The following is a 22,543-nucleotide window of genomic DNA, read 5'->3' on the forward strand; positions in this document are numbered from 1 at the left end:
AGTTTAGGTCTGCAAATAAAAAACGTCAATGATGGTTTTAAATTGCAGGGAAGTGTGCCACACTGCCTTTCACTGATCGATTTATAACCAGAGAGCGATTGCATGCAGATTCAGTTAAGGACTGGACCTAACCGGCTTGATGGTTTCGACGCAGTCACAACGCCCTGTCGGCCGCGACCGGAGTGCCGGGCCGCTGGCGACAGCCTGGCGACAAAGCGCAATGCCTCCCATCTTTCCATGGTTTCCAGCAACTGACTTATCAGGCGAGGCGGGGTTTCGCCCCGCAGTGCGTTTGCCCCGCCCCCAAGGCGGGGCTTTTTTTTGCTGCGCGGGTGCCCGATCAAACAAAACCGACTATATTGTTTGTTTAATGGCTGCGCATGTGCCAGAATGCCTGTTCGCAACGCATACCGACCAGCCTTGACTGGAGAATAAGAGATGGATGCTACCGCCGGTTTCACACCACGCAGTTTTCGTGACAACGCAGGTTACCCCTTCTTTCAGGCAATGCGGCCGGCGGCGTAGCCGGCTTCCCACTACTCACCCAATACAAACAGGAGAAGAACATGGCTGGCAGACTGGAAGGCAAGTCCATCGTCATACTCGGCGCCTCGGATGAGCGCAGCATGGGCGCTGCGACCGCGCGGCGCTTTGCCCAGGAGGGCGCCAACCTGGTGCTCGCGGCGCGCCGGCTGGACCGGGTCGCGGAGGTCGCCGAGGCGCTCGGCGCGAAGGCCGTGGCCTGCGACATCAGCGATGAAGAGCAGCTCTCGGCGCTTGCGGATACCGCAGTGGAAGCCTACGGCAAACTGGACGCTGCGCTGAATTTTTCCGGCGTCGACGCCCAGACCAGTGTGGCTGAGTGCACCCGCGAAATCCTGCAGCAGGCCTGCGACGTACACCTGATCGGCACGGCGCTGTTTATCAAGCAGATGGCCGCGCGGATGAAAGACGGCGGGTCCATCGTCACGACCTCGTCACAGGCCACCATACTGGCGCCGCCCGGGCTCGCCATCTATTCCGGGACCAAGAAAGGTGCCGACCAGATCGTGCGGGTAGCCGCCGTGGAATACGGCCCGCAGAATATCCGTATCAATTCCCTGTCGCCCGGTTTTACCCCCAGTGCGATGACTGCCGCCTACCTTGATATCCCCAGCCTGAAAGCCGCCTTCCTCAAGGAAATTCCCCTGGGCCGCCTGCCGCAGCCCGAGGACATGGCCAATGCGGCCCTGTGGCTGGCGTCGGACGAGGCGTTTATTACCGGGCAGCTGATCGATATCTCGGGCGGGCAGACCCTGTGCCGGATACCGACCGCCGAAGAGATGATGGGCGGCTAGGGCGCGACACAGATGCTCAAGCTTGTCTCCCTGATGAAGCGCAAGCCGGGCCTGTCGATGGCCGAGTTCATCGACGCCTACGAGTCCTTGCGCGACGGCCACCGCCTGCTCGGCGAACGTTACCTGCGGCCGCACGCGGTGCGCTATGTGCGGCGGTTCCTCACGCCGGTGGCGACGGCGGCCCACGCCGCCGTGGAAAACGACTACGACGTGCTGATGGAAATCTGGTTTCCCGACCGCTACACCTTCGACGCGGTGATGGCGCGCCTGGCGCAACCGGACATCGCAGCGGAGATCGCCGAGGACGAAGCGCGGCTGTTCGACCGGGACAGCATTCGCTCGTTCTTTGTCGAAGAATATGAATCCAACATGGACTGACCGCTGATGAACCGCAGTATCGTACTGGCCCGCTATCCCGACGGTGAAATTGTCGAGGGGGACTTTGCCCTGCGCGAGGGAGCGCGCCCGCAGGTGGTCGAAGGGACCTTTGTGACCCGCAATCGCTACTTTTCCATGGACGCGGGCTTTCGCCAGTGGATGAATGCCGACTCCGGCGATAACTACCTGCCGGGAATGCCGCTGGATGAAGCGGTCCAGAGCATCGTCCTGGGCGAGGTAATCGAAAGCCGGCACCCGGATTTCCCGGAAGGCGCCATCGTCAGCGCACGCACCGCCTGGGAGGAGTACAGCCTGCTCGATGGCAGCGACCTGTGCAGCATTCTCGAGGTCGATCCGCGGGTGCCCCTGCACGAATACATGTCCACCCTGGGCCCCACCGGAATGACCGCGTGGTTCGGCTTGCAGGATATCGGCCGTCCGCAGCAGGGCGACGTGCTGCTGGTCAGCGCAGCCGGCGGCGCCGTGGGTACCGTGGTCGGGCAACTCGGGCGCATCGCCGGATGCCACTGCATCGGCCTGACCAGCAGTGAGGCCAAGGCACGGTGGCTGCGCGATGAGGTGGGTTATCACATCGCGATCAGTCGCGAGCGCTACCCGGACCTGCCCGCGGCGCTGGCCGAGTTCGCGCCGCAAGGCATCGACATCATGTTCGACAATGTCGGCGGTACGGTGCTCGATGCCGCCCTCGGCAACCTGCGCGAGGGCGCGCGTATCGTCCTCTGTGGGGCCATCGCCCAGTATGAAGCGGAACAACCGCAGCCGGTGTACAACACCTGGGAACTGATTACCAAGCGGGCCAACGCGCAGGGCTTCATGTTCTCAGACTACGCCGCGCAGTTTCCCGCGGCCATCAGCGAGCTCGGCCGCTACCTGCAGCAGGGTTCACTGAAGAGTTTCAACCAGGTCTACGACGGGCTGGAAGCAGCGCCGCGGGCCTTCTGCGACATGATGCACGGCCGTTCGCGCGGCAAGTGCCTGGTGCGCCTGGCCGCGGATTGATTGGCTGGGGCTCGCTGACTGGTACAGCGGGCGCAGGGCCGCGATCAACACAGCAATTGACTTGCACTAGCCGGCAGCGCGGCGGCCGCAGGGCCGCCCGCCGTAACCCGGTGGCCGTCAGCTGCTGGCGGTGCTTCTCTCGCGCTTCGGCACCACCGCACTGAGCGTTTTTGCCTTGCCCCCGGACTTGTTGGCGCGACTGAAAACCTGCTCCAGTTCCTCCAGTGCCTCGCCCGTATATACCGCCAGTCGCTGCATGTGGGGCAGGGTGTCGCGGCAACCGGCGAAACCGAAGGTAAGCGTGCCGGCGTAGCTGTAGCAGGTGATGTTGAGCGCCTGGCCGTGGGTGACCGCGGAGACCGGGTACATCGCCTCCAGCCGGGAGCCGCGAAAATACAGGGGCTCCGTCGGCCCGGGGACATTGGATATCGTCACGTTGAACACCGGCCGCGTGCGGCCCTCGAGGCCGGCGAGCATCTGCAGGCTGTAGGGGGTCATCACCGCGGCGGTGTAGCGCTCGATAGTGTCCCGTGGCATGTCGCTCATCAGCGCCTTGGCGCGCCGGGTCGAGGAGGAAATGGACTTCAGCCGGCGCTGGGGATCGGCGATATTGGTGGCGAGGTCGGCGATGATGAAACTGACCGCGGAGCCCGCGCCCTCGTCGTCCTTGGCGCGCAGGGAGACCGGGATACCCGCGGTCAGGGCGCGTCCCGGCAGGGCGCCGAGTTCCTTGAGGAAGCGCCGCAGTGCGCCGCTGCACAGGGCCAGGATGATATCGTTGACCGTGCAGCCAGCCTGCTTGGACAGTTTGCGGATGCGCTCGAATTCGTATTGCTGGGTAGCGAACCGCCGCTGGCTGTGAATCCGGTGATTGAGTATGGACACTGGCGTCTGGAAGGGCAGCTTGGCCGGGTCGTCGCGGTCGCGCGCCGCGCGCACGATGCTCAGCAGGCCCCTGCCCACACCGACCACGGAACCGACGGTGTGCGCGGCGGTGCGCAGCAGCGCCAGCGGCGAGTGGCTGGCGCGGGCGTGTTCCTCGACCGGCGGGTGGGCGCTCCACAGTGCCGGGGTGCCGGTTTCCTCCGGGTCGGCGGACATGGAGCGTTGCAGCATACGGATACCGGCGATGCCGTCCACCATCGAGTGGTGCATCTTGAAGTAGACCGCCCAGCGATTGTCATCCAGCCCCTCGATCACGTGGTACTCCCACAGCGGACGACTGAAGTCCATCGGGTTGCTGTGCAGGCGCGAGATCAGCATGCCCAGTTCGCGCTCACCGCCGGGTTGCGGGAGTGCCTGGTGGCGCACGTGGAACTCCATGTCGAGGTCGTAATCCCGCGTCCACATGGGGGTCATCAGGCGCAGGCTGTTATCCACCAGCCTGCGGTTAAAGGGGTCGGCGAACTCGGTCGAACCGCGCAGGTCGCGCACCAGGTTGCCGAGGTAATCGTCGCCGGCATTGTCCGGCAGGGAGTAGATCAGCAGGGTGGCGACGTGCATCGGCCGTTCCCGGCTCTCCATCAGCAGCCAGGAGGCGTCGGACAGGCTGACTCTTTCATAGGGCATGGTTGTTTGCCTTCGTCCCTCAGGACGGATCTGTGCGCAGGGTTTTATACAGCCGTGAAGTGAACAGCCAGCGCCCGTGGTACTTGCGCAGCTTGTCGTTGTACTGGCCACGCACGCGCAGGGTGCCGCCGTCCGGGCCGGGGAATATTTCCGAGGTGTAGGTGCGTGCGGTGGCCTCGTCGCCATCGACATTGATGGCGCCGGGCGTGGCGATATAGATCAGGCCCGGGTAGTCACCCATGGAGGCCTTCCAGCCCTCGACGATGGCGTGCTTGCCCTCGAACCATTCCAGGCCCTCGAATTCCGGCAGCGACCAGGTGGCGTCCTCCGCCCAAACCTCGCTCCAGGATGCGGCGTCCCGCTGCATGACTGCATCGGCATAGTGCTCCATCAGTTCGCGGATGGCGAAGCGGTCTTCGAAGGGGCCGGTGAACGACATGGGAGAATCCTCGGGGTAATCGCTGCGTACGGTAGCTTGGTAATGGCGGATGTTATTCCGCCATGTACTTGTCGAGTACCTCGTGGAAACGCTGCACCCGTCGCTCCTGGTTGGCCAGGTAGAAGTTCTCCTGGTAACCGGCCGAGGTCAGCCCGCGCTGCTGGGCCTTGCCGATGCTGAGATCCTGGTCGGCGGTTCTGCCGAGGGTTTTCTCACCGTAGCGGATATGCTCGTGTTCGGCGTCTTCCACCGGCAGGTCGGGGCCGCCCGCGGGGGAGGGGGTGAACTCCTGCCCCTCGATCCGGTTCACCAGCCACCAGTGGTCGAACAGGTGCTGTGCCGGGTCCGTGGGGTGCGGGCGTGGCCGCAGCAGTTGCACGCCGTCCGGACCCACGGTGATGACGTTGTTGGGGAAGATGTTGTAGATCACGTAGTCGGTGAGCTGGTAGTCCGCCAGCCACTCGTAGTGCTTGAAGCCTTTTTCCTCCCCCAGCTCGCGCTTTTTCTTCTGCACGTCCAGGCGCAGCTGCTTCCAGCTGTCGCGGCCCACGTACTGGCTGCTGTCGATGTCCCAGGCGGCGGCAAGGCTGACCAGGGGTTCACCGATGGTCTCCTTGTCCCAGACCTTCGAGGGCATGAACGAGGGGAACCAGCCGCGGTTGTGGCCGCCGGGCAGCAGGTCGTACTGGCAGTCGTCGTAGTCCGCCGCGATATAGGGCACCAGTTCCGGGTGCAGCACGGTCACGTGGTAGGACTCGTTGAAGTTGTCGGTGAGGATCTTCCAGTTGCACTCCGCCTCGGCGGTGATGTCCAGCACCCGCACCATCTCCTCCATGCGGTGTGACTCGAGTTCCCGCACCACGGTTTCGCCGAGAAACTCGGCCAGGCCCGGCGCACTGTCGTCCATGTTGAACCAGACCATGCCGAAGCGCTCCTCGCAGCGGACCTCCTTGAGGCGCTGGGTGCCGCAGGGGTTGCCCTGGGGGAAGTCCTCCGGGCTGGGCACGTCGACCACCACGCCGGCGCGGTCGAACTGCCAACCGTGGTAGGGGCACTGGAAACGCTGCACGTGGCCCTCGGCCGCCTCGGTGATGCGCGCGGCGCGGTGGGCGCAGGCGTTGTGGTAGGCGCGCACGCTGCCGTCGTCCTGGCGGGTCATGATGATCGAGTCGGGACCCAGTTCGGCGGTGAGGTAGTCGCCGGGCTCCGGCATCTGGTAGCTGACACCGCCGATGTTCCATACCCGGCGCCAGACCCGCTCGAATTCGCGCTGCAGGTAGTCGGCCGAGGTATAGCGAGTGGCGCTGACCAGGTTGCCCTCGAGGGCGGCTTCGGTTTGCTTGGGTGGCCGCTGCAGTTCGCGCGGCAGGGACGTATCGGTCATTATTATCCTCCTGGCACGGTGCCAGCTTGGTTCCGGGGGCGTATGGCACTGCCGATTCAGGGGCGGTGCCGTCTCCGCGTTTATGGTATTGGACTAAACTAGCAGTATATCCATAAAAAAACAAGGGTGATTGTATTTAATTGGCGGCGATTCCCGCGCAGGCGAGGGGCCAGCCGCTGGTACACTCAGGCCGTCAGGCCGCCACTGATGGTCAGTGTCTCCCCGTGACAGTAGGGCGCCTCGTCGCTCAGCGCCCAGACCGCCATCGAGGCGATCTCCTCCGCCGTGCCATAGCGGCCCAGGGCGTTGCCCGCCGCCATCATGTTGTGCATGTCCCTGGCATCGATACCCGAGGCTGCGCCCATGGTCTCTTCCAGCGAATGCATCATGCGGGTATCGATGGTGCCCGGGCAGATCATATTGACCCGGATACCCTTGCTGCCGACTTCCAGCGCCAGGCTTTTGCCGAGGCCGATGACCGCGTGCTTGGATGCATTATAGATCGCTGTGTTGGGACTGCCCTGCAGGCCGGCAATCGAGGCCATCAGCAACAGGGCGCCGGGCTTGTCGCTGTCCAGCAGGTGCCGGACGACGGCCTGGGCGCAGAGGAAAATGCCGCGCACATTGACGTCGAAAACCCGCTCGTATTCGCGTTCGCTGAAATCCACCACGGGTGCGGCGCGGCATTCGACGCCGGCATTGAGGAAGGCGAGGTCGAGCCCGCCAAACTGTTCGATTGCGGCGTCTACCGCGGCGGCCACCGCCTGTGGGTCGCTGACGCTACCCGCTACCTTGACCACCCGGGCATCGAGATGGGTGTCCAGCGCCGACTGGTTCAGGTCCAGTCCAATGACGTTGGCGCCCTCCGCCAGCAGGCGGGCGCAGGCGGCGCGACCGATTTCGCCGGAGGCGCCAGTGACGAGTGCGGTTTTACCTTCCAGACCTTTGAGCATTGTGATTATTCTCCCGAGTTAGGCTGAACCGGATAAGCACATGATAACCCGGTATCCAAATAAACAAAACAGTCAGTATTGATTTTTAATGGGGCTGTTGCTACCTTTGGCTTGTCCAATAACACCAGAAGAGTGACATACCCATGAAAACACTAAACCCCAAAGTACGTTTACCCTGGCTGATTGCCGGCAGTGTACTGGCCTCCAACGGTGCTTTTGCACAGCTTGAAGAGGTCGTGGTAACTGCGCAGAAACGCCAGGAAAGCATGCAGGAAGTGCCCATTGCGGTGACTGCGATCACTGGCGATGCCATCGCCGCGCAGAACATCACCAACATCGAGGGACTGAACAACTCCCTGCCCAACGTGCAGATGAACCACTTCTCCAACTCCCCGGACTCGGCGGTGTTCACCATCCGCGGTATCGGGGTAAACGATGCCGACCCCTACGTGGGTACCACGGTATCCGTGGTCGTCGACGGCGTGGTGGTGGGCGTCAACACCGCTGCACTGCTGTCCCTGTTCGATATCGAGCGCATCGAAATCCTGCGCGGCCCCCAGGGAACCCTGTTCGGCGCCAATACCACCGGCGGCGTGGTCAACGTGGTGACCAAGCAGCCCACCGGCGAATTCGGTGGTGAACTGCAGGCTACCGTGGGCAACTACGACCGACTGGACCTCAACGGTGCGGTGAACTTCCCGATTACCGACAGCCTGGCGGGCAAGGTGAGCGTCCTGCACACGGAGAACGAGGGCTACTTCAAGAACTACCGCAACGGCAACAACCTGGGTTCGGTGGACCTCACTTCCTTCCGCGGCTACCTGAAGTACGATGCGGACAACTACGACGCCACCCTGATCGGCGAGTACACGCTGCAACGCAACGGTTCGCAGACCAACCGCAACTCCGCCGATGAGTCCATCGTGCTTTACGTGCCGGGCCAGACCAGCCTGGAGCCGATCTACCGGCGCGGCCAGAGCGCCGGCCTGCCCGACCAGAACGACAAGGATTCCTATTCCCTGACACTGACCCAGAACTGGAGCGCGGACTCGGGCGACTGGGTGTCGATCACCAACTACCGGGAATACGATCACGACCTCTACAGTGACGACGACGCCACCACCCTGCAGCTCCTGCAGACCCACCGGCAGATCGACCACCAGCAGTTCTCCCAGGAAATCCGCGACAGTTTCGAGATCGGCGACCGCTTCCGCATGACCGCTGGCGCGTTCTACTTCCAGCAGGAATACCAGCTCGACCAGGAGGGCGTACTGGACGGCTTCGCTCCCGGCCTCGGCCAGCCGCAGCAGCAGAAGCAGGAAAACTGGTCCGCCTCGCTGTTCGCCCAGGGTTATTACGACCTGACCGACAGCCTGACCCTGCAGGCAGGCCTGCGCTATTCCCACGAGGAGACCGAGGCCTTCTCCCTGACCTCGCTGACCTTCAGCCCCGACGGCGGCCCGGCCTCCTTCAAGGACCCGGTGATCCCGGGCTCGGTGGTCACCGCCGATGGCGATGAGTCCTGGGACGAGGTGGGCTACAAGGTCGGTGTCGATTACCAGTTCGCCGATTCGATGATGGTCTACGGTTACTACGCCCACGGCTTCAAGTCCGGCGGCTTTACCGGGCGCATTGTGGTCGCAGCGGATATTGGCCCCTTCGATCCGGAGTACCTGGACACCATCGAGGTGGGCTACAAGGCTGACCTGTTCGACGACCGGGTGCGCACCAACCTGGCGGTGTTCTACAACGAGTACGAGGACATGCAGGTTACCCAGAACATCACCTACCCCAGCGGTGCCAACAGCGCCAGCGTGCAGAACGCCGGTAAAGCGCACTCCTCCGGGGCCGAACTGGAGGTCACCGCCTACGCTACCCCAGACCTGGTATTCAACCTGGCGGCTGCCTACCTGAGCTCCCAGTACGACGAGTACGATACCGAGGCGCTGGACCCGGTGACCGGCCAGCTGGAAACCGTCAGCTTCAAGGGCAACCCGCTGATGAACGCGCCGCGCTGGAGCGGCAACGCCAGCGTCAACTACACCCTGGGCCTGTTCGGCGGCGAGACCAATTTCTTCGCCCAGGTTACCCACAGCGCGCCCAAGGTGAGCAACTACACCAACTTCCCCGAGGAGCGCATCGGCGATATCACCCTGGTCAACGCCAAGATCAGCTGGCGGCCGGAGAGCGACCGCTGGGGTGTCGGCGTGTACGGTCGTAACCTGACCGACAAGGAATATATCGCGCAGAGCCTGTGGGGGCCGCCGGCCTTCGCCTCGGTCTCCCTCGGGGCGCCGCGGGAGTACGGGGTGGATCTTACCTACAACTTCTGACCTCGATAGCCGCAACCGAAGCCCGCCGGTTCTCCCGGCGGGCTTTTTTTGTTTCGGCGCAATGCCCTTCGGCATTTTCGCGGCAGAGGCGGTACAGGTCACGGGCGCTTACTCGCTGCCCAGCCTGGCGACTGGCGGCGGCACCCAGGCGCCGGACAGGATCGCGTCGCGCGGGATGTACAGGCGCATCATCAGGTAGAACGGGCCCTCGGGAGCGGGCAGCCAGTTCACCTGCTGCCCGGCGGGCGGCGCGGTGGTCGCCAGTTCGATGACGATACTGCCGTCGTCGCGGTAGACCAGGTCGTTGCTGCGGTCGCCGATGGAGTAGCGCCCGATCGGGTTGTGCACCATGTAGCCGGCGTCGTCGTAGAGGGTAATGGACCAGAAGGCATCCACGGGCGGCAGCGCGTTGGCGTCCAGCACGATGCGGTAGCGTGAGGCGCCGTCCAGCGGCTCGCCGGCGGCATCCACCCGCGCGATCGGGTAGATCGCCTCCTCGGGAATGGCCACGTAGATCTGGTCCTTGGCCACCGCGGCGCGCAGCAGGATGTCATCGCCGAAGCGCGGGCCGCGATAGTTGACGGTCCAGCCGTTGACCTCGGTGCCGAGCTGCAGTGATTTTTCCGCCACCGCCGCGCGTCCGGCGGCGTAGCCGCGGCGCAGCGCCGCGCGCTGTGCGGCATCCAGTGCCGCGGGGTCGAAACCGGCTTGCGGCGTCAGGTGCAGCGTCGCCATGTCGGCCAGCAGGCGCCGGTCATCTTCACTGAATGACCAGTCGCGCATCACGTTGCCCAGCTCCGCATAGAAGGCGAGTTCCTCCGGCAACTGCTGTTGCGTGTCCGTTAGCAGTGGGCGCTGCGCCGGCGCGGGGGCCGGTCCGGGCTGGCCGGCGCGGTACTGCGCCCAGGAGCGCAGGCGCAACTGGTCCTGCAGGGCGTTGACCAGGGGGTACTCACTGGCGTCCCGCACCAGGATGCGGCCCGCAATCAGCAGGTAGCGGGTGCTACTGGCCACTTCCACCATGCCCTCGGGGACAGCGCCAGTGAATTCGGGTCCGTGCAGGAACACCGGCGGCAGCTGCCCGCCGTGGGTGCGCTGGCCCAGTGACTGCTGCGCCGAGGAGTCGGCGAGGTTCATGGAAAAGGTGTAGTAGCGCGCGCCGAAATCCGGCGCCTCGAACACGATCGGCCCTGCACCCAGGTCCACCCAGGCCAGGCTGTAGACGGTGTCGTTGTTGGGGCCGACACCGATGCGGTAGTCCGGGTCCGCCAGTTCCCGCTTGTGGGTGAACTGGTTCAGCGGCGCCAGCATGGCGTTGCTGCCACCGGTATAGGCCGGGTCGGTGACCCGCAGGCGGATTTTCGCCGCCTCCACCAGCGGATAGCCCCAGATATAGGCCTGTTCGGCGACGTTTTCCAGGGGACTGGTTACGCCGGTATCCGCCCGTGCTGCCTGCAGGGGCAGCAGCAGGCACAGCGCAGTACCCATGGCGGCGACGGCCATTCTGCTCAAAGACATGGTGTCCTCCTGATGTCGTCGGGTTTCCAGTCGCCGTTGCGAATCGCCGGCCCCGGGCCCTGGGCGCGAAGGCCGATGTAGAAGGGGCCGGCTGGCGTCGGCAGCCAGTTCAGGCTGTCCGCTTGCGCCGGTCGTGTGTGCTGGAAGTGGATAGTGACCGCGCCATTCGCCGCGCGGACCAGGTCCGGGACGCGGTCGTTGACGAGGTAGCGATTTTCCGCGTTCGGGTACAGCTCGCGGGTCTGCGCGTCATACAGGGTTACCGACCAGAAAAACTGTACCGGCGGTGGCGGGGCGAGTTGTAACTGGTAGCAGGTCTCGCTGCCGTCCAGCGCTGCGCCGCTGCCATCGAAAAAGGTGACGAAGGGGTGGTTCTCGTCGGTCACATTGGCCCCGGTGCCCAGCGTATTCAGTGACGCGCGGTAGAGGTAATTGAAACCATAGCGGCCGAGGTCCAGCGCCTCGGTCCAGTTGCCGGTCTTCTTCCCGGTCTGGGCCGTGCTGCGTTCGATGACCTGGTCCGCATCGGCGAAGCCGGCCTCGATACCGCGTCGCCGGGCGGGGTCCTGCCACACGCTTTCGGGCGACTCGTCGCCGCCCACACCCAGGCCGCGGTAGCGGTAGACCAGTGCCTCCTCGCTGGCCGGATAGCCGACCTCGCGCACCACGAAGTCCATGATGGCGAGGAAATCCTCCGGATTTTGCCAGTCGGGCGAGGGGAAGTGGCTGGCGGCCGGAGCGGGGCGCGCACCCACTGCTTCGATGGTGAAGCGGTCCTGCAGGCGCCGGACCTCCGGCAGTTCGGCGCTGTTGTCGACCAGTACGCGCATCAGGATCCAGGCGTAGGGCGTCGTGACGCGAAACAGCGTGAGGCCCTCCGGTACCGGGCCTTCCCAGTTGGCGTCGGCCACCAGGTAGCGACCGCCGCGGGTACCCTGGATGCGCGCGCTGATATTCGACGCGCTGCCGTAGAAGTCGAGGAAGTTGAGCGTGAAATAGCGTCCGTCGGTATCCGGCACGGTGATCAGCACGGGGCCGTTGCTCAGGTCCAGCCAGGCGTTGGAGTACAGGGTATCGGCGTTCGGGCTCTTGAACGGCTGGTAGCCCGGGCCGGCCAGGTCGCGACCGTGGGCGAAACGATTGAAGCCGGTGTAGAGCGGGTCGGATTTGTCCACGGCCTGGCGGTACATCTGGTCGTACTCGAGCGCCGCGACCCGGCCGTAAACGGCGAGGTCGAAGGCCAGCGCCCGGGCCCAGGTTTCCCGCGCCTCCTCGTCGGCGGGCAGGATGTCCGGCAGTCGCTGCATCTGGAACTGGTCCACGCCGGCGGTGTGGTAGCTTGCGGCCGAGGCCGTGCCGGGCATGAACGCCGTTCCCAGGGTGAGGGCTGCGCCGAGCAGGCTGCTGTTGAGTGCGGCGCGCGGGCGCCGCCTGGGATTCAATTCGAACATGGTCGTTGTCGCTCCATCCGGGTCCGCAGTCACCCGGTCTGGTGATGAGAGCAGGAGGTGCCCCCGGAGGGGCACCAGGCGGTCAGAAGTTCCAGCGCAGTTGTACGGCCAGCGTGCGGGTGCGGTCGTAGTGGGCGAAGTAGCTGCCCGGCGCCAGCGGCACGTCGTTGCCGAAGTTGAAGGTCTCTTCGTCGGTCAGGTTCTTGCCCAGCAGGGCGACCTCCCACCGATCGTCCAGCGGCGACAGCGCCACGCGCATGTCGAACTTGGTGAAGCTGTCCTGGCGCAGTTCCGGGTCCAGGTCGTTGGCGACGTAGTACTTGTCCGAGTAGTTGAGGTCGCCGGACACCGCCAGGTAGAGGTTGTCGGCGATCGCCCGCTCCCAGGTCAGGTTCCAGTGCGCCGACCACGGCGGGGCGTACTGCAGGTCCTCGCCGGACAGGTCGTTGACGCAGGTTTCACCGGCGGGTGTGGCCGCCGTCTGGGGATAGGAACACTGGGCGCCGGGGAAACTGTCGTAGGTGGCGTCCAGGTAGCTGACGCTGAACGCGGTGCGCCAGGACTCGGTGATCGCCCAGTTGAGGTCGAGGTCCACGCCCTGGGAAATTGCCTCCGCCGCGTTGCCGACGTTGAAGCCGACGAAGCCGTCGAAGGTGCTCACCTGCAGGTCCTTGTACTCGTTGCGGTACACGGCCACATTGAGGGTCATGGCACCGTCCAGGAGCGTGCTCTTGGAACCGATCTCGTAGGAATCGACCTCCTCCGGCTCGAATTCGAAGGTGGCCGGGTCGCCGCTCAGGCTCTGCAGGTCGAAGCCGCCGGACTTGTAGCCCTGGCTGACCTTTGCGTAGAGCATGTGTTCGATGGTCGGCGACCACTCCAGGGTGACCGAGGGTGAGAAGTTGTCATCCGAGCGGTTCTGCTTCAGGTGATAGGGGGCGCCGAAGCAGGATGCCGCGCCACTGGGGATGGAGGTCTTGAACTCGCCGCAGTAGTTGAGGGCGTCCACTTCCTTCTCGTCCACCGAGTAGCGCGCGCCGACGGTCAGCTTGAGGGTATCGGTGAAATCCCAGCCCAGTTGGCCGAATGCCGCGTAGGTTTTGGTGTCCTGCACGTCGTCCACCACCCGCGACAGGGCGTAGGGGGTGCCGGTGGAGGGTTCCGCGTTATAGGACAGGACCTGGTTGTACTCCAGTTCGTTGGACTCGTAGTACACACCGGCGATGTAGTCCATGCGCTCGCCGAGGTCGCCGACCACGCGCAGCTCCTGGCTGAAGGAGTTGAACTTCTCGTCGCGCGACGCGTCCAGGGTATCCAGGTGGGTGTAGTCGCTGTCCAGGTACAGGTCGTCGTCGTGGCCGGTGTAGCCGGTGACCGAGGTCAGGGTGCCGGCGCCGAAGTCCCAGTTAACGGTCAATCCGGCGCTCCAGGCCTCGATCTCCTCGGAGCCGTGGCCGCCGTCCGGATCGTAGGCGGTTACCGTGGTCTTGTCGTCGAAGCGGCAGTCGTCGACGCCGGCTACCAGCGCCTGCAGCTGCGGCGCGCAGTGGATGAGTTCCGCGGGCTTCTCGCTCTGCTCCAGTGTCGAGTACTGCAGCTTGCCGATGACTTCCACGCTGTCGGCGGCGTCCCACACCGCTGTCAGGCGGGAGATCCACTCCTCTTCGCCGCCGATGTCCTCGCCGGTGAAGGTGTTCCTCATCCAGCCATCGCTGTCGGAGTAGCGCGCCGCGAAGCGCAGGCCGAGGGTGTCGGTTACCGGCCCGCCATAGGCGCCCTCGTAACTCTGCTCCTCGGTCTCGAACTCGTAGGAGGCCTGGGCGTAGCCCTCGGCCTCCTGCCCGGGATTGCGGGTGGTCAGGTTGAAGGCGCCGGCGATGGTGTTCTTGCCAAAGAGGACCCCCTGGGGGCCCTTGAGGATTTCGGCGCGCTCCATGTCGAACATGCCGACACGGGTGCTGCGGCCCCGGCCGAAGTAGATGCCGTCGACGTAGGTGCCCACGGACTGCTCAAAGCCCTTGTTGAGACCGCTGCCGACGCCGCGGATGAACAACTGGGCACCGGAGGCGCCCTCGGTGACTGTGACACCGGGGGTGTACAGGGTCAGTTCCTCGATACTCTCGATGCCCATGGCGTCGAGGCGCTCCCCGGACATGGCGGCGACCGAGATAGGTACGTCCTGCAGGCTCTCGGGGCGCTTCTGGGCAGTGACCATCACCTCTTCCAGCATGGGCTGGGCGGCGAGGGTGGCGGCCTGCAGGAGGCCGGCTGCACCGAGGGCGAAAGCGGGGAATCGGGCGGCGGTTGTGACACCGCGTGTGGGGAACGCTGCTGTCTTGGGTTTCATGGCTGCTCTCTGCTGTAGTCACTGTTATTGGAATTCGTTAAGGCTTCGTCACCGCGGCTCGGGTGTCCCGCATGTCCATCGCCAGGAGCCGTTTTCGGCCCCCTGGCGGTTTTGCGCAGGGGGTGATCCGTGTTATTCTTCGAAACGAAAACGTTTTCGTTTTTTCAGAGTATGACTCTTGCGCGCATTTGTCAAACAGTTAAGAATGTTTTTTTATCTGGAGTTAACATGAAGGCAAACAGGCAAATGGCGCCGGACCGGCTTGCGCACCTGATTGCAGTTGCGCGCCTGGTGTTCGAGGAGGAGGGGGTCGGCAAAGCCACCATCGATACGATTGCGCAGCGTGCCGGTATCAGCAAGGCCACCATCTATCGCCAGTTCGACAACAAGGAAGTGCTGTTTGGGGAAGTCGTTCTCCACGTCAGCGAGGATATGTCCGCGGAACTGGCCCGTTTCGACCTGGGTTTCGACGACCCCGCGGGTGTGCTCCTGCAGGCGGCGAAATCCATCCGGTCAGTGCACCTGTCGATCCGGGAAATTGTGCGCCTGATCATCGCGGAAATGCCGCGCCACGAGGAGATTTGCGCCCAGGCGCGCGATGCCCTGAGCCGTTCCATGTTCGAGCGGCTGCAGCAATACTTTGCGGCCCTGCTGCAGCGCGGACAAATGGATTATGCGGATGTGGACAGCGCAACCCGCCTGTTCACACTGATCGCCATGGGCGGGTTCCGGCCCCTGCTGGGCGATACAGGCATGGGCCGGGATGACGAAGAGAGACTATTCCGGGAGGTGCAGGTGTTCCTCACCGGGTGTGGTATCCGGGCTCCCGCGACTGGCTGAAGGGAGCCCGTTTTTCAGCGGTCGCCGTTGAGGTAGTCGTTGAGTACCTCGTGGAAGCGCCGCACCCGGGTTTCCTGCCCGGAGAGGTAGCAGTCGCCAAAGGCCATGGAACGCAGGCCGCGCTGCTGTGTCACTGCCAGCGACAGGTCCTGGCTGAGGAAGTCGCCCTGGTCGATGGTCGCCTCGTAGTTGGCGAAATCGCCTTCCTCGTGCTCCGCTTCCTCGTAGGGGCGCATGCCGTACAGGGTCGCCACTTCGCTGGCTTTCTCGACCTCGGGCACCAGGTACCAGTAGTCGAAGGTGGACCAGTTGGGATCGTCCGCGTCGGGTTCGGTGCGGAACACGTGGAGCCCTTCCGGGGTGCCGGTCAGGGTGAGGTTGGGGAAGCAGGTGTGGTGAATCTGGTCGGTCAGTTCATCGTCGGTAAATTTCGCGAAGTACTGGAAACCACGCTCGGGGCCGAGTTTGCGCCGTGCCTGTTGCAGGGCGACACGTGCCTCCTGGGCGCGGCCGCGGAACTCTTCGGGGTCGATATCCCACTCTTTCAGCACGTCCGCCCACAGCGGCATGATGTCCGCGTCGATCGGCAGCCGGGAGGAGGGCTGCAGTTTCTCGATCATGCGGTTGTGGCCGGAGGGATACATCTCGAAGACCGTGGTGGAGTAGTGGTCGTCGATCATCGGCATGAACTGGGGGTGCACCGAGGGGATGTGGTAGGCCTCGTTGAAATTGTCCGAGGCGAACTTCCAGTTGGTGTTGACCCGCAGGGTGCGCCACACCACCCGGGTGTGGTTCTCCAGGTCGCGGTTGGCCAGCAGGGCGGGGATCGGGTCCAGGTATTCGAGCAGGGGTTTTACCTCGGGGTCGAAACTCCAGAAGATGAAACCGCCCCAGGTGTCGCAGGGCAGTTCCTTCAGGCGCAACTTGCCGCAGGGGTTGCCCTGGGGGAAGTCCTCCGCGTCCTGCACCCACGTGAGTTCGCCGTCCAGCCCCCACTGCCAGCCGTGGTAGGGGCAGGTGAAGCTGCCGTTGACCCCGCCTTCCTCCACCGCCAGCAACTGGTTGCCGCGGTGCATGCAGACGTTGAAGAAGGCCTTGATGGAGCCGTCCTCCTGTTTCACCATGAGGATCGATTCATGGCGGAAGTTGTGCACCACGAAGTCGCCGGGTTCCTGTAACTGGGCGGTGCGGCCACCCACGTGCCAGATGCGCTTCCACATGTGCTCCCACTCGCGATCGGCGAAATCCTTGGACCAGTAGCGGTCGCCGGTGATGGCGTCGCCGCGGGCCGCGGGTACCTGTGCGTCCGGGTGGGTGGGGTAGCTCTTGTCCTGCTGTAACTGTCCTGAAGTATCGGTTCCCATGTTCGCTGTCCTCGTCGTGGGCCTTGCGCGGTGGTTAACTCAGCGGTCGCCGTGAATTTCGTCCAGGGACGCCGGCAGGGGCATGCCCGGGTAGATGTTGTATTTCCGGCATTTCCACTGGTCGCCCTCGCGGACAAAATCCATGGTGTAGCGTACGTGCACCAGCACTTCGTTGCCGTCGTTTGCCCGTCCCATGCCCTGTACGTAGGCGCGGGTGGATGCGCTGTCGCCATCGTAGGCATCGATCCGGAAGTTGGTGAGGTAGTGGGTATGGTGCGACATATTCTCGAAAACCTCGGAATAGAACTTCCGGTAGTCGGCCCTGCCGTTCATGAAGGGCAGGCCGATCGCGGAAAAGTCGAGCACGGCGTCCTCGGTAAAGTAGTCCAGCAGAGGGTCGAGTTCACCGATGTTATCGACCAGGTAGCAGTACTCGGTCATCTGGTCCTGGAGTGCTACGCGGGTTTCGAGGGGGATTGACGGCATTTTTGTATCTCCTGCACCTGCAATGAGTGTGGTTATTCGAATCGTGCCCCGATACTATTACCTTGCAAGAATACAATCAAGAATGTTTTTAATATGGCGGGAAAAAACTGCCAGCCGGTTCCGCGCGGTCGCGCTTCGGCTGGCAGTTGGCGCCGGGCTTTGCGCCCGGGAGCCGGGCCGAAGCTTAACGAAAGTGTCACGAAGCGGCGTTACCCTCCCCGGATTATCGTCACCGGACCGCGAGACGTCTTGCAAACACTCAGCCCGCTGGATACCCGCTCCCTGTATTACGCCGCGGTAGCCGTGCTGGCGGCCGGCTGTGTGGCCGGGTGCCTGTTGCTGTCACGGCCGGTGCCGGAGGCCATACAGCTGGGTGATTACCGCGCCTACAGCTGCAATACCCCGGCATCCCGGGTGACCCAGCGCCTCCAGGTGCTCACCCTGACCTCGCTGTTTTCGCGGGAACTGGCCGATGGCCTGTGCAGCGAGCCGCGGGTGCAGGCGCTGTTTTCCGGCGTCGATGTCTACTGGCGCCCGCGCGGACACCTCACCGCCCAGCATGTCATGGAGGGCCGCTACGACGTGTTCTGGAACCGGCGCCACCTGGTGATGGGTTTGCTGCCGGAGTTTTACGAGTTCTATGCACCCTTGCTGGACACACCGCCCTCCGAGGTGTACTGGTTGAGCCGCGCGGGGCAGCCCCGCCTGAGTCGCGACTTTTTCCGCGACAAGACCCTCGGCCTGCTGGCAGATGCCCACAGCCACACCTATTACCAGCAACCGGTCAATGCGCTGCACCGGGCCGGTATCGAACTCGGTGACCGGCAAAAGCGTTTCTATCCCGATACCAGTTCGCTTTACCGCGCATTCCGCGAAGGCGAAGTCGATCTGATCAGCAGTCCCATGATCAGCGAGGAACAACTGCTTGAGCAGGGGGTCACCTACCTGCTGATCGATGGCGAGGTGGTCACCGGCACCTGGTTTATCAGTCGCCGCTGGTTGCAGTCCGGTGTCGATTGCGCCCTGGTGGATGCCCTGGATGTGTTCTGGCCACTGTTCGATGGCGCGGGCACGGTGGCGCCGGGGATCGACTGCCCGTGAGGTCTTCGCGCCGCTTGGTCGCGCTGTTCGGTCTGCTGGCCTGGCTGGGGATGGTGGGCCTCTCCGCCTGGTATGCACCGCGCCATTATATTGCGCTGCTCGAACAGCAACTCGACGGCTCTCTGGTGGACGCCCTGATCAATGCCAGGGTCAGCCAGGTCAGCCTGCTGGAGGGCTGGGAACACCTGGCGGCGCAGGTCAACAGCGATCTTGGCCACCTTCCGGCGGCAGGCCGCTGGAGCGCCCTGCGTGAATGCCGTGGCCGGGTGCTGCGTGTACAGCAACAGGAGTTTGCGCCGCCGGGTAAGGCGCGGGTGATGGTGCTGGGCCGGGATATCGGCGCCGCCTCCATGGAACTGGCGCTGGGCATCTCCTGCAGCAGGAACTGGACGCATATCCTGCTGGGCCAGGGGCTGCTGGCGCTGGCTGGCATGAGCGTGCTGCTGTGCCTGCCGCGGCCGCTCAGCACCACCCAGCGGCAGTGGCTGGCGCGCCTGGTGGAGGGGGGGTGTCCGCGCCGCCGTGCCCTGGTGCTGGCGCGCAGTGTCGATTCCTTCTCGCCAACCCAGCATGCACTGCTGGGAATATTGCTGGAGGCCGACGCAATGCAGGCTCGCTGTGATCCCGAAGCGGCGGTCGAGTTCGCGCTGGATGCCGCGGACTGTGCGCTTTCCGCAGGGCAGTTGGCGTGGTTCAGGTGTGCGCTGCGCCTGCACCCGGGCGACTGGCAGCAGGCGCTGGGGGTGGCCCAGTCCCGTCCCGACCTCACTTTTTTCCCCGCCGAGCGCGCCGTACGTATCCATGGCATCGAATTGAAGCTGCCATCGACCCCGTTCTTCTATTACTACTGGTACGCCAACCGCCGGGCCGCCGGCACCGAGGAGGGCTGGTTTCTCAATCCCTCCTCCAATCGCCCCGACCTCGAAAGCGCTGCCGGCCTGGTTCACCTGATGGAGGCGGAATCCGGGCATGCCCGCGCGATCAACGAACTGGCCGACAAGGGCCTGCGCGCCAAGGTCCTCGACCAGAACCGCAGCAAGGTGAAAGACAACCTGACCGCGTTGCTGGGCGAGGAGTTGTCCGCCGCCTACCTGTTCGAGGACAGCCGCGACACGCGCACCGGGCGCTCCCGCTACCGGCTGGCCCTCGAGCCCGACAAAATCGTTCTCAGCGCCGCCTGAGGGCGGGCTGGCGGGCTGGCGGGCTTGCGTGCGGCGCATCCGGCCCCGGAGATGTCGCTAACATATATGCCAAGTCGTTGATAAATAATGTCTTCAAAGTTAGAGACATCTCAGCGCGCGTATTCGCCGCCCGCGTAACAAAACTTTCATCGCCCCTGCCGATACTGCCGCCCACCACACGCAAACGCGCCTTCGAGCGCTTGATATCCAGGAGCAAAAGAGATGTCCATGTCCCGATTTACCGCCTATCCCCTGGCGGCCGCCGTCAGCGCCGCCCTCGGCCTGGCCGCCACCGCGCAGGCCCAGGAAGCGACCGTCAACCCCCAGGACGCGGTTGCGCCGATGGAGGAGGTGTACATCATCGGCACCTATATCCGCGACAGCAACCAGGCGGCGATCGACGCCAAGCGCCTGGCCGACAACTACGTGGATATCGTGTCTGCAGATACTATCGGCCAGTTCCCGGACCAGAACCTGGCCGACTCCCTCGGCCGCCTGCCCGGCCTCGCCATCGAGCGCGACCAGGGCCAGGCGCGCTATATCAACCTGCGCGGTGCGCCCTTTCGCTACACCAGTATCGCCTTTGACGGCATCGATGTACCGGGTGCGGAAAACGGCCGCATCCCGCGCTTCGACAGCTTTCCCTCGGTGATCACCAGCCGGGTGGAAGCGAACAAGGCGATTCTGCCCAGCATGCCGGGCGAGTCGGTCGCCGGTTTTATCAACATCCACACCTTCAATCCCTTCGACCAGGAGGGCTTCTCCTTCGCCAGCGACATCGGCTCTGGCGAACAGGACCTCGGCGGCGGCGATGTATCCAAGTACGCCCTGCGCGGCTCCTGGTCCAACGACAATGTTGGCCTGATGCTGTTCGGCTCGCAGAACAGTCGCGAGCAGATCACCGACAACCGCGAGTACTCGCTGGACCGCAACGAAGCCGGCGAGCTGCTGGTCGATGAGCTGGACTTCCGCAGCTATAAGGTCACCCGCGAGGACGAGGCCTACGGCGGCCACCTTGAGTTCCGCGGCGACGGCGCCCTGGAGCGACTCTTCGTCAGCACCCTGTACAGCGAGTTCGTCGACCGCGAGGAGCGCAACCAGTTCGTGTTCAGCGCGCTCGAAGAGCAGGTGGGCACCACCGGCGAGGACGTGCTGTGGGCGGTATCCCGGGCGCTGGAAGCGGGCAAATACGAAAACTCCACCGACACCTCTACCCTGGGCGCCGACTTCGCGGCGGCTGGCTGGGACCTGGAGGCGCGAATCAACTACACCGAGACCACCTTCGGCATGAACCTGCCGCTGCCGCGCAGCGTGGGTGCGGTGGTGCAGGGCGACTACGACCTTAGCGACCTCGAAGACCCCCTGCTGTACCTCGACCAGGACCTGTCCAGCCTGCAATACTCGCGCGATCTCGGCATTCACTATGTGCAGAAGCTGGATATCGAGGCCACCAAGTACAAGCTGGACGCGACCCGTGAATCCGAGTGGTTCGGGCAACCCGCAACCTTCGCCCTGGGCCTCGCCTGGGACAGCCGCGATGCCGACGGCTACGTGGCGACCCCGCTGGTCGGCGCCTTCCCCTCGAGCATCAATGTCGATGACTACAACACCGGCAAGGGCTGGGACAGCAATACCACCAACAGCATCGGCGGCACCTACTACGACAACAAGGGTCTGCGCAACGCCTGGGCAACCGATGGCGACCTGTCGATCGCCGGCAAGATCAGCCCCGACGATATGATCGTGCTGGAGGAAGACATTCTGGCGGCCTACGTCCAGGCCAAAACCGGGTTCGACTGGGGTAACCTGATTGCCGGCGTGCGCGTCGAGCAGACCGACTACACCAGCGAGGGCACCCTGGGGGACGAGCCGATCTCTGTCGAGGAGAAGTTCACCAACTGGCTGCCCAGCCTGCACCTGAACGTGGACCTCGCCGACGATCTCAAATGGCGTACCTCGTTCTCCAGCGGGATCAACCGCCCGACCTACAGCGAGTGGCGCGCGGCCGCGTCGATCGACGTGATCCAGCAAACCGTCACCGGCGGCAACCCGACCCTCGACCCGGAAGAGGCCATGGGTGTGGATACCGCGCTGGAGTGGTACTTCGCCCCCGCCAGCCTGGTGTCGGTGGGCGCCTTCTACCGGCAGATCGAGAACGTGATCTACACCGACGTCTCCGCCATCGACGGCGGCACCTACCTGCCCTCGGCAGCCGGTGAGCAGTGGGAGTTCTACGGCGCGGTAAATGGCAACGACGGCGAGATGCAGGGCCTGGAACTCAACCTGATTGCCCACGCCGACCACTACCTGCCGGAGATATTCAGCGGCTTCGGCGTCAGCGCCAACGTCACCTTCCTCGATTCCGAGTTCGAGACCCTGGAGGGCGACAACCTGCGCCTGCCGGGCACCTCGGACATGATCTACAACGCCTCCCTGTTCTACGAGAACTTCGGGCTGTCGGCGCGCCTAAACTACCAGTGGCGCGACGAGTGGATCTCGCCGATCGAGGACCCCACCGAGTACTGGGGTGAACAGGAGCGCCTGGACCTGTCGCTGGTCTACACCCTGCCGCTGGACTGGGAAGGCTTCGCGGTGTCGGTCTATGCCAACGCCAACAACCTCACCGATGAAACCGATGTCCGCTACGACGGCAACGGCACCATCAACCAGGCAGAGAGCTACGGCCGCCGCTACCTGCTCGGCTTCCGGGTGAACTACTGAACCCGCTCTTCCTGACCCAGTGTCGCGTGCCGGGCTTAGCCCGGCACGCGTTCCAGGCCCCGCAACGGAATACCTTATGAACTACCTGAAATACCTTGTGATCCTCGCCGCGTTCCTCGCC

General features: G+C 64.2%; 17 protein-coding genes. 8 read left to right on the forward strand and 9 right to left on the reverse strand.

Translation table 11 applies throughout. The features are described 5' to 3' along the window. Positions 1–566: 566 nt before the first annotated feature. The 3 genes from ACNKU3_RS00195 to ACNKU3_RS00205 are packed head-to-tail and all read left to right on the forward strand — an operon-like array spanning position 567 to position 2,735. Positions 567–1,337, forward strand: a complete 771-nt coding sequence (locus ACNKU3_RS00195; RefSeq protein WP_418257379.1) for an SDR family NAD(P)-dependent oxidoreductase — start codon at positions 567–569, stop codon at positions 1,335–1,337. Positions 1,338–1,349: 12 nt separating this feature from the next. Continuing rightward, a complete protein-coding gene (locus tag ACNKU3_RS00200) occupies positions 1,350–1,715 on the forward strand; it encodes an EthD domain-containing protein (protein WP_418257380.1) in 366 nt (121 codons plus the stop codon). Between the two features lie 6 nt (positions 1,716–1,721). Further along, positions 1,722–2,735: an NADP-dependent oxidoreductase gene (locus ACNKU3_RS00205; protein ID WP_418257381.1), complete on the forward strand. Its 1,014-nt coding sequence runs from the start codon at positions 1,722–1,724 to the stop codon at positions 2,733–2,735. 117 nt (positions 2,736–2,852) lie between these two features. On the opposite strand, the gene ACNKU3_RS00210 is transcribed toward ACNKU3_RS00205, so the two are convergent. The 4 genes from ACNKU3_RS00210 to ACNKU3_RS00225 all read right to left on the reverse strand — a co-directional run bounded on the left by ACNKU3_RS00210 (position 2,853) and on the right by ACNKU3_RS00225 (position 7,080). Next, a complete protein-coding gene (locus ACNKU3_RS00210) occupies positions 2,853–4,304 on the reverse strand; it encodes a WS/DGAT/MGAT family O-acyltransferase (RefSeq protein ID WP_418257382.1) in 1,452 nt (483 codons plus the stop codon). 19 nt (positions 4,305–4,323) lie between these two features. After that, positions 4,324–4,743: a nuclear transport factor 2 family protein gene (locus ACNKU3_RS00215; protein WP_418257383.1), complete on the reverse strand. Its 420-nt coding sequence runs from the start codon at positions 4,741–4,743 to the stop codon at positions 4,324–4,326. A gap of 52 nt (positions 4,744–4,795) precedes the next feature. Then, positions 4,796–6,127: an aromatic ring-hydroxylating oxygenase subunit alpha gene (locus ACNKU3_RS00220; protein WP_418257384.1), complete on the reverse strand. Its 1,332-nt coding sequence runs from the start codon at positions 6,125–6,127 to the stop codon at positions 4,796–4,798. Positions 6,128–6,312: 185 nt separating this feature from the next. Further along, the gene (locus tag ACNKU3_RS00225) at positions 6,313–7,080 is read right to left on the reverse strand and encodes an SDR family NAD(P)-dependent oxidoreductase (RefSeq protein WP_418257385.1); all 768 of its coding nucleotides are present in this window, start codon (positions 7,078–7,080) and stop codon (positions 6,313–6,315) included. Positions 7,081–7,223: 143 nt separating this feature from the next. Between ACNKU3_RS00225 and ACNKU3_RS00230 the strand changes: the two genes are divergently transcribed. After that, on the forward strand, positions 7,224–9,413 hold the full coding sequence (locus ACNKU3_RS00230) for a TonB-dependent receptor (protein WP_418257386.1): 2,190 nt from the start codon (positions 7,224–7,226) through the stop codon (positions 9,411–9,413). A gap of 108 nt (positions 9,414–9,521) precedes the next feature. Here ACNKU3_RS00230 and ACNKU3_RS00235 read toward each other — a convergent pair whose 3' ends face one another. From ACNKU3_RS00235 to ACNKU3_RS00245, 3 genes are all read right to left on the reverse strand, one after another. Then, positions 9,522–10,931 carry a DUF1254 domain-containing protein gene (locus tag ACNKU3_RS00235; protein WP_418257387.1) on the reverse strand — a complete coding sequence of 470 codons (1,410 nt, stop codon included), beginning with the start codon at positions 10,929–10,931 and terminating at the stop codon, positions 9,522–9,524. Continuing rightward, positions 10,922–12,382 carry a DUF1254 domain-containing protein gene (locus ACNKU3_RS00240; protein WP_418257388.1) on the reverse strand — a complete coding sequence of 487 codons (1,461 nt, stop codon included), beginning with the start codon at positions 12,380–12,382 and terminating at the stop codon, positions 10,922–10,924. The genes ACNKU3_RS00235 and ACNKU3_RS00240 overlap by 10 nt, the downstream gene beginning before the upstream one ends. Positions 12,383–12,464: 82 nt before the next feature. After that, positions 12,465–14,729, reverse strand: a complete 2,265-nt coding sequence (locus tag ACNKU3_RS00245; protein WP_418257389.1) for a TonB-dependent receptor — start codon at positions 14,727–14,729, stop codon at positions 12,465–12,467. A 228-nt stretch (positions 14,730–14,957) separates the two neighbouring features. On the opposite strand from ACNKU3_RS00245, the gene ACNKU3_RS00250 reads away from it, so the two are divergent. Then, positions 14,958–15,569, forward strand: coding sequence for a TetR/AcrR family transcriptional regulator (locus ACNKU3_RS00250; RefSeq protein ID WP_418257390.1), 612 nt, complete (start codon positions 14,958–14,960; stop codon positions 15,567–15,569). A 14-nt stretch (positions 15,570–15,583) separates the two neighbouring features. Here the strand turns inward: ACNKU3_RS00250 and ACNKU3_RS00255 are convergent, their stop codons facing one another. After that, a complete protein-coding gene (locus ACNKU3_RS00255; protein WP_418257391.1) occupies positions 15,584–16,933 on the reverse strand; it encodes an aromatic ring-hydroxylating oxygenase subunit alpha in 1,350 nt (449 codons plus the stop codon). A gap of 39 nt (positions 16,934–16,972) precedes the next feature. Next, the gene (locus ACNKU3_RS00260; protein ID WP_418257392.1) at positions 16,973–17,419 is read right to left on the reverse strand and encodes a nuclear transport factor 2 family protein; all 447 of its coding nucleotides are present in this window, start codon (positions 17,417–17,419) and stop codon (positions 16,973–16,975) included. A 249-nt stretch (positions 17,420–17,668) separates the two neighbouring features. Between ACNKU3_RS00260 and ACNKU3_RS00265 the strand changes: the two genes are divergently transcribed. From ACNKU3_RS00265 to ACNKU3_RS00275, 3 genes are all read left to right on the forward strand, one after another. Continuing rightward, the gene (locus ACNKU3_RS00265) at positions 17,669–18,520 is read left to right on the forward strand and encodes a hypothetical protein (protein WP_418257393.1); all 852 of its coding nucleotides are present in this window, start codon (positions 17,669–17,671) and stop codon (positions 18,518–18,520) included. After that, entirely contained in the window at positions 18,517–19,701 is a 1,185-nt protein-coding gene (locus ACNKU3_RS00270; protein WP_418257394.1) for a hypothetical protein, read from the forward strand. The genes ACNKU3_RS00265 and ACNKU3_RS00270 overlap by 4 nt, the downstream gene beginning before the upstream one ends. 222 nt (positions 19,702–19,923) lie before the next feature. Continuing rightward, positions 19,924–22,422 (forward strand): TonB-dependent receptor, encoded by a 2,499-nt coding sequence (locus tag ACNKU3_RS00275; RefSeq protein ID WP_418257395.1) that lies wholly within the window; start codon positions 19,924–19,926, stop codon positions 22,420–22,422. The last annotated feature ends 121 nt before the right edge of the window (positions 22,423–22,543 follow it).

This window comes from Haliea sp. E17 (assembly GCF_048323675.1).
In the GTDB taxonomy this organism is placed as follows: domain Bacteria; phylum Pseudomonadota; class Gammaproteobacteria; order Pseudomonadales; family Halieaceae; genus Mangrovimicrobium.

Excerpts from the sequence above, each read along its gene's own strand:
- ACNKU3_RS00200 (WP_418257380.1), top strand. The coding sequence starts at position 1,350 with ATGCTCAAGCTTGTCTCCCTGATGAAGCGCAAGCCGGGCCTGTCGATG.
- ACNKU3_RS00215 (WP_418257383.1), bottom strand. The coding sequence starts at position 4,743 with ATGTCGTTCACCGGCCCCTTCGAAGACCGCTTCGCCATCCGCGAACTG.
- ACNKU3_RS00275 (WP_418257395.1), top strand. The coding sequence starts at position 19,924 with ATGTCCATGTCCCGATTTACCGCCTATCCCCTGGCGGCCGCCGTCAGC.
- ACNKU3_RS00260 (WP_418257392.1), bottom strand. The coding sequence starts at position 17,419 with ATGCCGTCAATCCCCCTCGAAACCCGCGTAGCACTCCAGGACCAGATG.
- ACNKU3_RS00195 (WP_418257379.1), top strand. The coding sequence starts at position 567 with ATGGCTGGCAGACTGGAAGGCAAGTCCATCGTCATACTCGGCGCCTCG.
- ACNKU3_RS00235 (WP_418257387.1), bottom strand. The coding sequence starts at position 10,931 with ATGTCTTTGAGCAGAATGGCCGTCGCCGCCATGGGTACTGCGCTGTGC.
- ACNKU3_RS00225 (WP_418257385.1), bottom strand. The coding sequence starts at position 7,080 with ATGCTCAAAGGTCTGGAAGGTAAAACCGCACTCGTCACTGGCGCCTCC.
- ACNKU3_RS00240 (WP_418257388.1), bottom strand. The coding sequence starts at position 12,382 with ATGTTCGAATTGAATCCCAGGCGGCGCCCGCGCGCCGCACTCAACAGC.
- ACNKU3_RS00255 (WP_418257391.1), bottom strand. The coding sequence starts at position 16,933 with ATGGGAACCGATACTTCAGGACAGTTACAGCAGGACAAGAGCTACCCC.
- ACNKU3_RS00205 (WP_418257381.1), top strand. The coding sequence starts at position 1,722 with ATGAACCGCAGTATCGTACTGGCCCGCTATCCCGACGGTGAAATTGTC.
- ACNKU3_RS00250 (WP_418257390.1), top strand. The coding sequence starts at position 14,958 with ATGAAGGCAAACAGGCAAATGGCGCCGGACCGGCTTGCGCACCTGATT.
- ACNKU3_RS00230 (WP_418257386.1), top strand. The coding sequence starts at position 7,224 with ATGAAAACACTAAACCCCAAAGTACGTTTACCCTGGCTGATTGCCGGC.
- ACNKU3_RS00220 (WP_418257384.1), bottom strand. The coding sequence starts at position 6,127 with ATGACCGATACGTCCCTGCCGCGCGAACTGCAGCGGCCACCCAAGCAA.
- ACNKU3_RS00245 (WP_418257389.1), bottom strand. The coding sequence starts at position 14,729 with ATGAAACCCAAGACAGCAGCGTTCCCCACACGCGGTGTCACAACCGCC.
- ACNKU3_RS00210 (WP_418257382.1), bottom strand. The coding sequence starts at position 4,304 with ATGCCCTATGAAAGAGTCAGCCTGTCCGACGCCTCCTGGCTGCTGATG.